Annotated in this window: 11 protein-coding genes; 10 read left to right on the top strand and 1 reads right to left on the bottom strand. The window is 64.1% G+C overall.

The annotated features are described in order from the left end of the window. Positions 1-201: 201 nt before the first annotated feature. Genes NX775_RS16590 through NX775_RS16545 form a run of 10 tightly spaced genes read left to right on the top strand, consistent with a single transcriptional unit; the run spans position 202 to position 13,241 of the window. Positions 202-1,728 (top strand): XrtA system polysaccharide chain length determinant, encoded by a 1,527-nt coding sequence (locus NX775_RS16590; protein WP_258837006.1) that lies wholly within the window; start codon positions 202-204, stop codon positions 1,726-1,728. 26 nt (positions 1,729-1,754) lie between these two features. Beyond that, entirely contained in the window at positions 1,755-2,699 is a 945-nt protein-coding gene (locus tag NX775_RS16585) for an XrtA-associated tyrosine autokinase (protein WP_258837005.1), read from the top strand. Further along, on the top strand, positions 2,680-4,302 hold the full coding sequence (locus tag NX775_RS16580) for a TIGR03016 family PEP-CTERM system-associated outer membrane protein (protein WP_258837004.1): 1,623 nt from the start codon (positions 2,680-2,682) through the stop codon (positions 4,300-4,302). Before NX775_RS16585 ends, NX775_RS16580 begins: the two co-directional genes overlap by 20 nt. Positions 4,303-4,319: 17 nt before the next feature. Beyond that, entirely contained in the window at positions 4,320-5,363 is a 1,044-nt protein-coding gene (locus NX775_RS16575) for an XrtA/PEP-CTERM system-associated ATPase (protein ID WP_258837003.1), read from the top strand. 6 nt (positions 5,364-5,369) lie between these two features. Continuing rightward, positions 5,370-6,254 carry an XrtA system polysaccharide deacetylase gene (locus NX775_RS16570; protein ID WP_183554692.1) on the top strand — a complete coding sequence of 295 codons (885 nt, stop codon included), beginning with the start codon at positions 5,370-5,372 and terminating at the stop codon, positions 6,252-6,254. Continuing rightward, positions 6,251-7,351: a FemAB family XrtA/PEP-CTERM system-associated protein gene (locus tag NX775_RS16565; RefSeq protein WP_258837002.1), complete on the top strand. Its 1,101-nt coding sequence runs from the start codon at positions 6,251-6,253 to the stop codon at positions 7,349-7,351. The genes NX775_RS16570 and NX775_RS16565 overlap by 4 nt, the downstream gene beginning before the upstream one ends. A 4-nt stretch (positions 7,352-7,355) precedes the next feature. Further along, positions 7,356-8,558, top strand: coding sequence for a TIGR03087 family PEP-CTERM/XrtA system glycosyltransferase (locus NX775_RS16560; RefSeq protein ID WP_258837001.1), 1,203 nt, complete (start codon positions 7,356-7,358; stop codon positions 8,556-8,558). Continuing rightward, entirely contained in the window at positions 8,549-10,123 is a 1,575-nt protein-coding gene (xrtA, locus tag NX775_RS16555) for an exosortase A (protein WP_258837000.1), read from the top strand. Before NX775_RS16560 ends, xrtA begins: the two co-directional genes overlap by 10 nt. A 17-nt stretch (positions 10,124-10,140) precedes the next feature. Then, positions 10,141-11,325, top strand: coding sequence for a TIGR03088 family PEP-CTERM/XrtA system glycosyltransferase (locus NX775_RS16550; protein WP_258836999.1), 1,185 nt, complete (start codon positions 10,141-10,143; stop codon positions 11,323-11,325). A gap of 20 nt (positions 11,326-11,345) precedes the next feature. Beyond that, a complete protein-coding gene (locus tag NX775_RS16545) occupies positions 11,346-13,241 on the top strand; it encodes an XrtA/PEP-CTERM system amidotransferase (protein WP_258836998.1) in 1,896 nt (631 codons plus the stop codon). A 40-nt stretch (positions 13,242-13,281) separates the two neighbouring features. On the opposite strand, the gene NX775_RS16540 is transcribed toward NX775_RS16545, so the two are convergent. Then, on the bottom strand, positions 13,282-14,163 hold the full coding sequence (locus tag NX775_RS16540; protein ID WP_258836997.1) for a glycosyltransferase family 32 protein: 882 nt from the start codon (positions 14,161-14,163) through the stop codon (positions 13,282-13,284). Positions 14,164-14,337: the final 174 nt, after the last annotated feature.

Below are 14,337 nucleotides of genomic sequence, written 5' to 3'. Positions count from 1 at the left end.
TAAGCATCCTGTAATGAAATTCACTTAAGATTTTTCTTTGGCTGTTTGCGCTACTGTTGCAAACAGACGGTATCGTTTACCCAGAATCGCTGGATTTTCCAACCTGCAATTGCAATTGCTCAGGGTACAAGCGATCATGCACTTTGTTTATTTGTGAGCCTGGTTTTTGCAGACCGGGACCTGACCGGCGAGACTGATACGATGGCTGAAATTACTTCCCAGATTCTTAACCTCCTCAAAGCCATTGGCAAGTACCGCTGGCACGCGGTCATCATTGCCTGGGTGGTGGCACTGGCCGGCTGGCTGGTCGTCTACAAACTGCCGAATCAGTATGAGGCGTCGGCGCGCGTGTACGTCGACACGCAGAGCATCCTCAAGCCACTGCTGTCGGGCATGACCATGCTGCCGAACCTGGAGCAGCAGGTCCTGTTCATGCGCCGCACGCTGATCAGCCGCCCGAACGTCGAGCGCGTGGTGCGCGAGGTCGACCTCGATGTCAAGGCCACGGACGCCAAGCAAATGAACAAGCTGGTCGACGACATGATGGCCAACATCAAGATCGCCGGTACCGAGCGCGATGACATCTATACCATCAGCTACACCGGCACCAGCGCCCGGGAAGGCAAGGACGTGGTCCAGGCCTTCCTGACCATCTTCGTCGAAGGCAGCTTCGGCAACAAGAAGCAGGATTCCGAAAAAGCAGTACAGTTCATCGACGACCAGATCCGCAGCTACGAAGAGCGTCTGGCTGCTGCCGAGAACAGTCTGAAGGAATTCAAGATCCGTCACATCGGCATGTTGCCAAGCGAAGGCGCCGACTATGGCACGCGCATGGTCGCCACCAACGAAGGCCTGAGCCAGGCCCGTCTGGAGCTGGCCGAGGCCGAGCAGGCACGCAATGCGATCCGGCGCCAGATTTCGGGCGGCGGCAGTGGCAAGCGCCCGGCGCCGATCTTCGTCGATCCCGAGCTGGATGAACGCATCGCCAACGTCAACAAGACGCTCGATACGCTGCGCACCCAGTACACCGAACAGCATCCGGACATCGTCGCCAATCGCCGCCTGCTCGAGCAACTGCGCGAGCGCCGCGCCGATGCAGCCAAGAACACCAAGCCAAGCATGGACCCTGGCGCCAGCTACAGCCCGATGCTGCAGCAGCTGACCGTGCAACTGTCCGATGCCGAAGCACGCGTCGCCTCGCTGCAGGCGCGGGTAGCCGAATACAGCGGCCGCGTCGGTCGCCTGCGTGGCCAGGGCGAGCAAGTGCCTGAAATCGAAGCCCAACTGGCGCGCCTGAACCGCGACTACGAAGTCAATCGCGAAAACTACCAGAAGCTGGTGGCGAGCCGCGAGTCGGCCAAGCTGTCGGGCGACCTGTCCTCGGCCACCGACATGCTGACCTTCCGCGTCATCGATCCACCAACCGCGCCTGCCACGCCAAGCGGCCCGAACCGCATGCAGCTGTTCTCGCTGGTCTTCGTGGCCGCCCTCGCTGCGGGCCTGGCCGGTGCGTTCCTGCTGAGCCAACTGCGGCCGACCTTCCTCAGCCAGGCCGCCCTGCGTGAAGTCACGGGGCTGCCGATCCTGGGCTCGGTCAGCATGAACTGGACCGCCGAACAGACGGTGCTGCGCAAGCGCCGCCTGCTCGCCCTCGCTGCGTCGGTGCTGCTGCTGTTCGGCCTGTACGGCGCCGGCGTCGCCGCCATCATGATCCGCCCGACGATGTAAGGCCGGTTGGCCACCAAGGAGCAAATGTGAGCATTATCGAAAAAGCGGCCAGCCGCATCGACCAGCAGCGTCAGAACGCTGCTGCCACCCCCGCCGCCGTGATCGTGGCGGATCCGCAAGAGCCCATCACCCCTGATGCCGGCTATGTCCCGGCGCGCCCACCCGCCCCGGCTGCGCCAGCGGTCTCGCTGGAAGCTGCCCCGGCAGTTGCGCCGGCGGTGGCCCCGCCTTCGGGCCGCCAGAGCACCCGCCGTATCGAACTGGACCTGGCGCGCATGCGCGAACTGGGCATGGTCACCGCGGCCGGCGGCCGCACGAACCTGCTGGAAGAATTCCGGATCATCAAGCGCCCGCTGCTCAAGCGCGCCTTCATCGAGCGCGGCCCGAAAGATAATCCGGGCAATCTGATCATGGTCACCAGTTCTCTTCCGGGCGAAGGCAAGACCTACAGCGCGATCAACCTGGCGATGAGCATCGCGATGGAACTCGATCACACGGTGCTGCTGGTCGATGCCGACGTGGCGCGCCCTTCGGTGCTGCGCACGCTCGGCCTGCCGGCCCAGCGCGGTCTGATGGACATCTTGCTCGACGACAAGCTCGACCTGGCGGACGTCATGCTGCGCACCAACGTCGATACGCTGTCGATCCTGCCGGCTGGTACCAGCACCCCCCGTGCAACCGAGCTGCTGGCCAGCTCGACCATGACGGCGATGGTGCATGAACTCGCGCACCGTTATCCCGACCGTGTCATCATCTTCGATTCGCCGCCATTGATGCTCACCAGCGAATCGCGGGTGCTGGCCAGCCACATGGGCCAGATCATCGTCGTGGTGGAAGCCCAGACCACGACCCAGCACGCGGTCAAGGAAGCGCTGCAGCAGCTCGAAGGCATGGCCAACGTCAATCTCCTCTACAACAAGACCAGGGATATTCCGGGCATTGAAGAAACGTATGATTACCACTATGGCTAAAGGGCGAGCAGGCCGCTGCGCGCCGCGTCTGGCACCCCTGGCGGCGGCAGCGATGCTGCTGGCCGCCTGCCCGGCGCAGGCCGAATGGCGCGTTACGCCAATTCTGCTGGTCAGCGAAATCTGGACCGACAACGTCAACCTCACCGAAGACCAGTTCGCGCACAGCGACCTGATCACTCAGGTGTCGCCGGGCATCATGGTGGCCAATCGCAGCCGGCGCCTGAGCGTCGACGCCACTGCCCAACTGCACGGGTTTTCCTACCTGCACGACAGCGACAAGCGCAATCTTGGCGATTCCGGCGTGATTGGCGCCGTAGACAATACGTCGAATACCCAGCGCACCTACAGCGGCAATCTGAAAGGCGAGGTGCTCTCCGACCTGTTCTTCGTCGAGGCCACGGCATCGCGTGGTCAACAGAGCCTCTCGGCATTCGGTCCGCGCACGGGCAATGACCTGTACTCGAATCGCAACCGTACCGATATCGACACCTGGAGCATCAGTCCCTATCTGACGCACCGTTTCGGCAGCTTCGCCTCGGGCGTGCTGCGCTACACGCGCGACTCGGTCGATGGCGGTGACGCCTTCGGCTACAGCAATACCGGGGGCGATACCATCCAGGCAACGCTCACAAGCGGCGCATCCTTCCGGACCGTCGGCTGGGGCCTTACCTACGTCAAGCAGGAACTGGGCGGCGCCCAGTATGGCGACTCGACCAACGAAAACCTGGCCGCCAATCTGCGCTATGTGCTGAACTCGCGCTGGTCGCTGCTGGCCAATGCCGGCTACGACCGCTACCAGTACGAAGGCATGGGCGGTGGTGACCAGGGCGCCAACTGGTCGCTGGGTTTTGCCTGGTCGCCTTCGCTGCGCACGAATGTGCAGGCAACGCTCGGACGTCACTTCTATGGCACCACCGGCACCCTGTCGGCGCTGCACCGTTCGCGTCACACGAGCTGGAATATCAGCTACGACGATATCGTGACGACGTCCCGCGAGCAATTCCTGATGCCGTCGACACTCGACACGGCCGGGCTGCTCAACAGCATGTTTGCCACGGCCTACCCGGATCCGGTCGAGCGCCAGCGCATCGTGGCAGCCTATATCCAGGCCAATGGCCTGCCGTCGTCACTGAGCGACAGCGTCAATTTCCTGAGCAACCGCTTCATGCGCCAGAAGTCGGTGCGCGCATCGGTGGCCTATACCAAAGGGATCAGCAGCGCGGTGGTCTCGGTGTATGCCAACGACCGCAACGCCTTGTCCTCGCAGCAAAGCGACAGTCAGCTGCTGGGCGTCGGGCAAAGCAATCTGAACGATAACGTGCGCCAGCATGGCCTCGACGCGAGTTATACCTATCGGCTCAGCTCCCGTTCCAACCTGATCGCCGGCTACGACTTCAACAAGAGCGACTCCCGTTCGGGCGGCTACGAAGACCTGCAGCGCACGCTGCGCCTTGGCATTTCCCGCCGTTTTGGCGATCTGCTTGCCACGGCTGACCTGCGCCGCCGCACCGGCAACGTTGGCCGCTTCACCACCGAGGCCGGCTCCACCAGCGGCACCTATACCGAGCACGCCATGGTGGCGAGCCTGTCCATGCAGTTCTAAAAGCTACGACAATCACGATGTACGAATCCTATTATGGCCTGTCGGCCAAGCCATTCCAGCTGCGCCCCGACCCGCATTTCTTCTATGGCTCGAAGGGCCACAAGCGCGCCATGGCGTACCTCGAGTATGGCCTGTCACAGGGCGAAGGCTTCATCGTCATCACGGGCGAAGTCGGCGCCGGCAAGACCACGCTGGTGCGCAACCTGCTCGGTCACCTGCCGCTCGACCAGATCATCGCCGCGCACATCGTCAACACCAGCCTCGACCCGGAAGACACGCTGCGCATGGTGGTCTCGAGCTTCGGCCTGCCGTACGAAGGCCAGAGCAAGGCCGAGCTGCTCAACCGCCTTGAGCAGTTCCTGCGCACGGTCGACCGCCAGGGCAAGCGCGCCCTGCTCGTGATCGACGAAGCCCAGAATCTCAATGCCCGCACGGTCGAAGAACTGCGCATGCTGTCGAACTTCCAGACCGACGAACGTTCGCTGCTGCAGACGTTCCTGCTGGGCCAGCCCGAGTTTCGCGCCACGCTGCACAGCCCCGGCATGCAGCAACTGCGCCAGCGCGTGATCGCCAGCTACCACCTGGGTCCGATGGATGCGGCCGAGACGCGCGCGTATGTCGAGCACCGCCTGACCACCGTCGGCTGGCAGGGCACGCCATCGTTCGACGACGGCGCCTACAATGCAATTTATGCCTACAGCGGCGGCATCCCGCGCAAGACCAACACGCTGATGGACCGCGTGCTCCTGATGGGCTATCTGGAAGAACTGCAGGCGTTCACCGAAGCGCATATCAACGACGTGGTGCGCGACATCTCCGAAGAATTCGACGCGCCCGACACCGACGAGCTGGCCGATGCGCATGCTGACCAGACGGGCGGCAGCAGCCTCGCAAACGAGCTGCACCCGGGCGAGCGCCGCACCAGCGTCGAGCAGCTCGACGAGCGCATGATGCGCCTGGAAAAATCGATCGTGTCAGTGCTGTCGATCCTGAAAAAGATCGCCGCCACGCCGCCCAATGCCGCCGGCGCCGCGCCCCACCACCCGGACCACCAGGAATAACCTGCCATGAAAATGACCGCTCCCGCAGCCCGGCCGCGTCCAGCGCCGGGTGAAAAAATCCGCAATGCGATGACCTGCGACGTGGAAGACTACTTCCAGGTGTCGGCCTTCGCCCCCTACATCGACCGCGACAGCTGGCCAACGCGCGAATGCCGCGTCGAAGCCAATATGGAACGCATCCTCGCGCTGTACGAGCGCGAAGGCGTGCGCGCGACCTTCTTCACGCTGGGCTGGATCGCCGAACGCTATCCCGCCATGGTGCGCCGCATCGTCGAGGCAGGCCACGAACTGGCCAGCCACGGCTACGGCCACCTGCGCGCCTCGGACCAGAGCCGCGCCGAATTCGACAACGATATCCGCTCGGCCAAGGCGCTGCTGGAAGACATCGGCGGCCAGGCCGTCGTCGGCTACCGCGCGCCGAGTTTTTCAATTGGCCACGGCAATCTGTGGGCGCTCGACGCGCTGCACGAAGCGGGCTACAAGTACAGCTCGAGCATCTACCCGATCGCGCATGACCACTACGGCATGCCCGACGCGCCGCGTTTCGCGTTCTACCCGAACGGCCCGGACGGCATCCTCGAAGTGCCGATCACCACGGTGAAGATGGCTGGCCGCCACCTGCCGGCCGGCGGCGGCGGTTACTTCCGCCTGCTGCCCTACGCGCTGTCGCGCTGGATGATGGAAAAGGTCAACCGCGAAGACGGCGAGTCGGCCCTGTTCTACTTCCACCCGTGGGAAATCGACACCGACCAGCCGCGTCCCGACGGCCTGGGCGCCAAGGCGAAGTTCCGTCACTACGTCAATATCGACCGCATGGAGCGCCGTCTCGAACAGCTGGCGCGTGATTTCAAGTGGGACCGCATGGACCGCATCTTCCTGGACAAGCCATGAATTCGATCATCGAAGCGGCGCAAGCCAGGCGCGCGGCGCCCGTCGCCGCGGCCGCCGGTCCGCAGACGCTGCATTTGATGACGCCGCAGAGCGCGGCGCGCTGGGATGCGTTCGTGCGGGCCTGCCCGGAAGCCACGTTCTTCCACCTGTCCGGCTGGCAGTCCGTGATCGAGCAATCGTTCGGCATCAAGACCTGGTTCTACTTCGTCGAGCAGGACGGCCAGATCCAGGGCGTGCTGCCGCTGGCAGAGATCAAGAGCCGCCTGTTTGGCCATTCGCTCGGCGCGATGCCGTTTTGCGTGTATGGCGGCGTGGCGGCCATCGACGACGGCGCGCGCGTGCTGCTCGATGGCGCAGCCGATGCGCTGGCGCGCAAGCTCGGCGTGGGCCACCTCGAATACCGCGCCATGGAGCGCGCGCACCCGCATGACCCGAGCTGGCTGACCAAAGAGCTGTACGTCACGTTTCGCAAGGAGATCAGCGCCGTCGATGACGAGAACCTCAACGCCATCCCGCGCAAGCAGCGCGCGATGGTGCGCAAGGGGATCAAGCTGGGCCTGAAGGGCGTGGTCGAGGACAATGTCGACCATATGTTCACGGCGTATGCCCACAGCGTGCTGCGCCTGGGCACCCCGGTGTTTCCGAAGAAGTACTTCGCGCTGCTGCAGAAGACCTTTGGCGCCGAATGCGAAGTGCGCACTATCTACACCAGCGACGACCGCCTGGTCGGCTCGGTGCTGTCGTTCTACTGGCGCGACGAAGTCGTGCCCTACTACGGCGGCGGCATGGACCTGGCGCGCGAAGTGGCGGGCAATGACTTCATGTACTGGAACCTGATGCAGGCCGCCGCGGCGCGCGGTTGCCGCCTGTTCGACTTCGGCCGCAGCAAGCTGGGGACCGGCGCCTACGACTTCAAGAAGAACTGGGGTTTTGTTGCCACGCCGCTGCCGTACGAATACAAGCTGTACGCCACCGATGCGCTGCCAGACAACAATCCGCTGAACCCGAAGTACCAGTTGTTCATCAAGGTGTGGAAAAAGCTGCCGCTGCCGGTGGCGAACTTCATGGGCCCTTACATCGTGCGCAACCTGGGCTGACAACGTGCAAGACCTACTGCTGCTGATCCACCGCATCCCATACCCGCCCAACAAGGGCGACAAGATCCGCTCCTACCACCTGCTCAAGCACCTGGCGCGCGACTACCGCGTGCACCTGGCCACGTTCGTCGACGATGCCGACGACTGGCAGCACGTGCCGGCAGTGGAGGCGCTGTGCGCCAGCAGCCATTTCGCCCCCCTCAACCCGCTGCGCGCCCGCGTGCGCAGCCTGGGCGCGCTCGTCAAGAACCGCTCGCTGTCGCTCGACTACTACCAGGATGCCGGCATGGCGCGCTGGGTCGACCAGGCCGTCGCCGCGCACGATATCAAGCGCGTGATGGTGTTTTCGTCGCCGATGGCGCAATACGCCGACAAGTTGGGCGATGCGCGCCGCGTGATCGACTTCTGCGACGTCGATTCCGATAAATGGCGCCAGTACGCCGAGAAAAAATCGCCACCGATGAGCTGGCTGTACCGGCACGAAGCGCGCCAGTTGCTGCGCTACGAACGCCAGGTCGCCAGCCAGTACGACGCGTCGCTGTTCGTCTCCGCGCCCGAAGCGGACCTGTTCCGCAAGCTGGCGCCGGAAAGCGTCGCGCGCATCGGTCACTTCAGCAACGGCGTCGATACCGAGTACTTCTCGCCCGAGCACGCGTTTGCCAGCCCGTACGCTGCGGGCGAACGCGCCCTGGTCTTCACTGGCGCGATGGATTACTGGCCGAACGTCGACGCCGTGCAGTGGTTCTGCGACGAGGTCTTCCCCGCCCTGCGCGCGCAGGATCCGGCGCTGGCCTTCTACATCGTCGGCTCGCGCCCGAATGCCCAGGTCCAGGCGCTCGGCGCCTTGCCGGGTGTGACCGTGACGGGCACCGTGCCCGACGTGCGCCCGTATATCCGCCACGGCTGCGTGGCGGTGGCGCCGCTGCGCATTGCGCGCGGCATCCAGAACAAGGTACTGGAAGCGATGGCCATGGCCACGCCGACGGTGGTCTCGCCGCAGGCGCTCGAAGGCATCGATGCGGCGCCGGGCAGCGAGCTGGCGGTGGCCGATGGCGCGCCGGCCTGGATCGCCACCGTGAGCGCGCTGCTGGCACGCCAGCACGAACAGAACGCAAGCATGGGCCGCGCCGCACGCGCGCGCGTCGAACATCACTATAGTTGGCCAAGCAACCTGGCCTGCATCGAGGAGCGACTGGAATGCACGTGACACCCCCATCCGGCATTGCCGGCGCCAACCTGGACGCCGCTCCGACACCATTGGCACGCTCGAGCGCCATGCTGATCGCGCTGGCGCTGCTCGCGCCCTTCTTCCTGTATCTGGGCACTGCCGAATCGCTGGTCGCGATCTGGAACAGCTCCGAGACCTTCGCCCACGGCTACGCCATCCTGCCAATCAGCCTGTGGCTGATCTGGCGCCGGCGCGACGTGTTCGATGCGATTCCGGCGCGCCCGTGGGCGCCGGCGCTGCTCCTCCTGGCGGTGCTGGGGGCCGGCTGGCTGCTGGCGCGCATGGGCGAAGTGCAGGTCGTCATGCAATACGCGTTTGTCGCCATGTTCCCGATCGTGGCGCTGGCCATGCTCGGCCCGCGCCTGGCCGGGGCGCTGGCGTTTCCGCTCCTGTTTCTGCTGCTGGCAGTGCCGTTCGGCGAAGTGTTCGTCGCCCCGCTGATCAACCTGACCGCTGACTTCACCGTGTGGGCCGTGCAAGCCACCGGCATCCCGGTGCTGCGCAACGGTACCCGCTTTGACCTGCCAACCGGCTCGTGGTCGGTGGTGGAAGCCTGCAGCGGCGTGCGCTACCTGATTTCGTCGGTCACGCTGGGCTGCCTGTACGCCTACCTGACCTACCAGTCGACCAAAAAACGTTTGCTGTTCATCGTGGTGTCGATCGTCGTGCCGATCATCGCCAACGGCCTGCGCGCCTACATGATCGTGATGATCGGCCACCTGTCGGGCATGGAGCTGGCCACCGGCGTCGACCACCTGATCTATGGCTGGGTGTTCTTCGGCCTCGTGATGCTGCTGATGTTCTGGATCGGCAGCTTCTGGCGCGACGACGACCCGCTGCCGGCGGCCGAATTGCCGGTAGCGGCGCGTACCCGCCGCGATGGCGTACTGCCGGTGAGCACGGCCCGCATGGCGGCGATGTGCGCCGCCGTCGTGGCCCTTGCCGCGCTGTGGCCGGGCTTTGCCCGCTACAACGATGCGGCCAATCTCAATCCCCAGCCCGTGCAGCTGGCGAACGTGACGGTCGGCTGGCCGCAGGCGGCGCCATTTACTGGCTGGACGCCGCGCTGGGTCGCGCCGGACGCCACGTACCGCGCGACCTTCCGCAACCCCGACGCTGCGGCGCCGGTCTCGCTCGACATCATGTACTACCGCAACCAGCGCAACGGCAAGGCCCTGATCAGCTCCATCAATATGCTGGCCGCTTCCGACGACGCCTGGCATGCGCTGGGCGGCTCGACGCGCAGCGAAACGATCGACGGCAAGCCGGTCACGCTGCGCGAAACGCGGATGACAGGCCCCGGCGGCCAGTTTCTGGTGTGGCAATGGATGTCGATCGACGGCCACCTGACCTCGAACAACTACCTCGGCAAGCTGCTGCAGGCCCAGGCCAAGCTGCGCTTCCGTGGCGACGATGGCGCTGTCGTGCTGCTGTCGGCGCCAGTGGGCGACAATCCCGACGCCGCGCGCGCTGCACTGCGCGCCTTCATGACAGTGCAGGGCCAGGCGATCGAGCGTGCCATCGAGCACGCGCGCACGCATTGAACGGGAACGCACGGACCATGCACAGTGATCTGGCGGTGTTGAACGCCCAGCGGCCCCTCGTTATTCACCTGGTGTATTCGCTCGATGTCGGCGGGCTGGAAACGCTGCTGGTCGACTGCATCAACCGCATGCCGGCCGAAAAATACCGGCATGCAGTGGTCTGCCTGACCCGCTACAGCGCGTTCGCGGACAAGATCACGCAACCGGGCGTCGAGTTGTATGCGCTGAACAAGCCACCCGGGAACGGGTTGGGCGTGCACGTGGATTTCTGGAAGCTGATGCGGCGCCTGCGGCCGACGATCCTGCACACCTACAATCTGTCGGCGATGGAGTACTGCTTCACGGCGGCCACCGCCGGCGTGCCGGTGCGCATCCACGCCGAGCATGGCCGCGACGCGTCCGATCCGCATGGCCTGAACCCCAAGCACAACTTCCTGCGCCGCCATCTCGCGCCGTTCATCGACCGCTATGTGCCGGTGTCGGACGATCTGCAGCGCTGGTTTGCCGAGGTTGTCCGCATCCCGGCGGCCAAGAATCACCTGATCAAGAACGGCGTCGATACCGACCGCTATGCCCCGCGTGCACAAGCGGATACCGCCGCACCGTGGGGCGCCGACGACATCGTCATCGGTGCAGTGGCGCGGGTGCAGGACGTCAAGAACCACGCCAGCCTCGTGGCGGCTTTTGCGTTGCTGCGCGAGCGCCTGCCGGCCCTGCGCGACCGGCTGCGCCTGTCGATCGTCGGCGACGGCCCGTTGTTCGGCAAGATCCAGGCGCAGGTCGCAGAAGAGCGCCTGCAGGATGTCGTCTGGCTGCCCGGCGCACGCGCCGACGTGGCCGATCTGCTGCATGGCTTCACCATCTTCGCCCTGCCCTCGCTGGCCGAAGGCACGCCCGTGTCGCTGCTCGAAGCGATGGCCTGCGGCCTGCCGTCGGTGTGCTCGCGCGTGGGCGGGATTCCCGAAGTCGTCGTCGATGACGTGCATGGTATCTTGGTCCCGGTGGAGGTCGACGCGCTGGCCGACGCGCTCGCGCGCTACGTCCAGGACCCGGCCCTGCGGGCACGCCACGGCGCGGCCGCGCGCGCGCGCATCGAAGACAAGTACAGCATGGCCGCCATGCTCGGCGCGTACACCGCGCTGTACGACGGCCTGTGTGCGCGCAAGGCGCCGGCGCGCCTGCGTCCCATCGTCAACTCTTAACTTCAGCGGAACCAGACAGCATGTGCGGAATAGTCGGCATTTTTGATACCCTCGGCAACCGGGAGATCGACCGCGCGGCCCTGGGCCGCATGAACGAAAGCCAGCACCACCGCGGCCCCGACGAGGGCGAGCTGTATCTGGAACCGAGCATGGGTATGGGCCACCGCCGCCTGTCGGTGATCGACCTGGCCAGCGGCCAGCAGCCGATCGTCAACGCCGAGCGCGACGTGGTGATGGTGTTCAACGGTGAGATCTACAACTACCGCGAGCTGCGCGTCGAACTGGAAGCGCTGGGTTTTGTCTTTCGCACCAAGTCGGATTCGGAATCGCTGCTGCATGCCTACCAGGCCTGGGGCCCGGACTGCGTGCACCGCCTGCGCGGCATGTTCGCGTTCGCGATCTGGGACCGCAAGAAGCAGACGATGTTCCTGGCGCGCGACCATGTCGGCGTCAAGCCGATGTTCTACTCGCTGCTCCCGAATGGCCTGTTCGTGTTCGGCTCCGAGCTGAAATCGATCATGACCCACCCCGAGCTGTCGCGCAAACTCAATCCGCGCGCGGTCGAGGATTACTTCGCATTCGGCTACGTGCCCGAGCCGCACACCATTTTCCATAACGCATACAAGCTGGCACCTGGCCACCGCATCGTGATCCAGGCCGGTGCGCGCGAAGTCACGCCCGAGCAGTACTGGGACGTGCCGTTCAAGCGCGCCCCGCAGCGCCCGATGGGAGAGATCGAGCAGGAGCTGATCGAGCGCGTGCGCGAGTGCGTGCAGAGCCAGACCGTGGCCGACGTGCCGCTGGGCGCGTTCCTGTCGGGCGGCGTCGATTCGAGCGCGGTCGTGGCGATGATGGCGCAGAATAATCCCGATCCCGTGACCACGCTGTCGATCGGCTTTGACGACCCTGAGTACGACGAGTCGAAGTTCGCCAGCGAGGTGGCCACGCGCTACGGCACGACCCACCACGCGCAGATCGTCGACAAGGACGACTACGGTCTGATCGATACGCTGGGCCACCTGTACGACGAGCCGTTCGCCGACAGCTCGGCGATCCCCACCTACCGCGTGTGCCAGCTGGCGCGCAAGCACGTGACCGTGTCGCTGTCGGGCGATGGCGGCGACGAAAGCTTCGCCGGCTACCGCCGCTACCGCTATGCGATGGCCGAGCAGCGCGTGCGCGACAAGGTGCCGGCCAGCCTGCGCAAACCAGTGTTCGGCACGCTGGGCAAGCTGTATCCGAAGGCCGACTGGGCGCCGCGCATGTTCCGCGCCAAGACCACGTTCGAGGCGCTGGCGCGCGACACGGTCGAGGGGTACTTCCACGGCGTGTCGATCATGCCCGATCGCGTGCGGGCGCAGTTGTTCTCGGATTCGTTCAAGCGCGAGCTACAGGGCTACAGCGCGATCGAAGTCTTCCTCGGCCACGCTGCAAAGTCACCGACGGACGATCCGCTGTCGCTGATCCAGTACCTCGACTTCAAGACCTGGCTGCCGGGCGACATCCTGACCAAGGTCGACCGCGCCGCGATGGCGCACTCGCTCGAGGTGCGCGTGCCGCTGCTGGACCATACGTTCGTGGAATGGGCGTCCAGCCTGCCGCCGGACATCAAGCTCGGTGGTGGCGAAGGCAAGTACATCTTCAAGAAGGCGCTCGAACCCTACCTGTCGCATGACGTGCTGTACCGCGCCAAGAAGGGCTTTTCGATTCCGCTGGCGGCCTGGCTGCGTGGCCCGCTGCGCGACAAGCTGCGCGCTGCTGCGCTGTCGCCAATGCTGCTCGACACCGGCATGTTCAACGAAAAATTCTTGCGCGAGATGGTGGACCAGCATATCGCCGGCAGCAAGGATTACAGCGCGCCATTATGGTCGGTATTGATGTTCGAGACGTTCTTGCGGGTGAGCTGCAACCGGTAACGGTTGCGCCCGACGGTTAGGCTCAGTTCTTGCGCTGCGCTCAGCCGGCACTGCCTTGGCGCCGGGCACGCAGGTCATGCACCCATTGTGCGAACCGGTAGAAATGGTTGAGTTGTTGCTTGAGAAAACCCAGCTTGATCAGTGAATGCGTTTGCAGCGAATAGTGGGATTTGAAGGCAGTCTTGTGAGAATCCTGTTTCAGGACGGTGTACTCCAGGCCCAGGTCGCGCTGGCTGTCGACCAGCCGGTGCGGATGCTGCGCCAGCATGCGGTGGATCGCCAGCGAGTACGCAATCGGACCGGTCACACGCAGTACGCCCGGCTTGCCGGTTCCGTGCAGGCCGGGAATGTAGGTATCGATGTTGGCCAGAACGTTGTCGATGACAGAGCGCAGGAAAGGATGGCCGGGTGAAGCAGCGATGTACCACTGCTGGAATTCACGGCCACCGAACCCGCGCAATTCGTAATGCTTGCCCCAGACATCGTAGCCGTCGTTGTCGTTGTTCCATTCGGACAGCAAGAACTGGTCTTGTGGCAGCAGAACGGCATCGAGTGGCCTGGTTGCGGTACTTTTTATGTCGAGATACACGCCGCCGACCTTGTACAGCAGCAGATAGCGGAACAAATCGGCACGTGCAGCACCGTAGCGGGAATCGATCCGTTCGAAATAGGCCAGTACTTCAGGTGGATAGTTTGCTGAAATAAATTTGATGATCGCGGCATCGTCGTAAAAACGGTATTCCCAGCCGGGATTGAGTTGCTTGAGTTGATCGACGTTTTTTTGTAACGCCTCGGGCAATTCCGGATTGTAGAAAGTCTGGTGAATAATGCGGGGAATTGTTGCCTGTGCCGGCACCTCGGGAAATACCCGTTTTTGAGGCGCGAGATTCAAGGATGGGAACAGGATCGTTTTGATGGACATAATCGTTATTCTGAAATTCAAGCAATACGTTGTTGCGAATAAGGGATGCGAAGCATGGGATTCATGCCTACCCTAGCATCAACCGTCTGGTACTGCAATCGAATTTTACGCGCCGGCGACTGGTTGAAATAAGAGGCGCGGCGCGCAGGCGGGCGCCGGCAAGATTTTGGTAGT

Source organism: Massilia aurea (assembly GCF_024753205.1).
In the GTDB taxonomy this organism is placed as follows: domain Bacteria; phylum Pseudomonadota; class Gammaproteobacteria; order Burkholderiales; family Burkholderiaceae_D; genus Telluria; species Telluria aurea.
The sequence above is the reverse complement of the archived record's forward strand: the minus strand, read 5'-3'. Positions and strand labels throughout refer to the sequence as shown.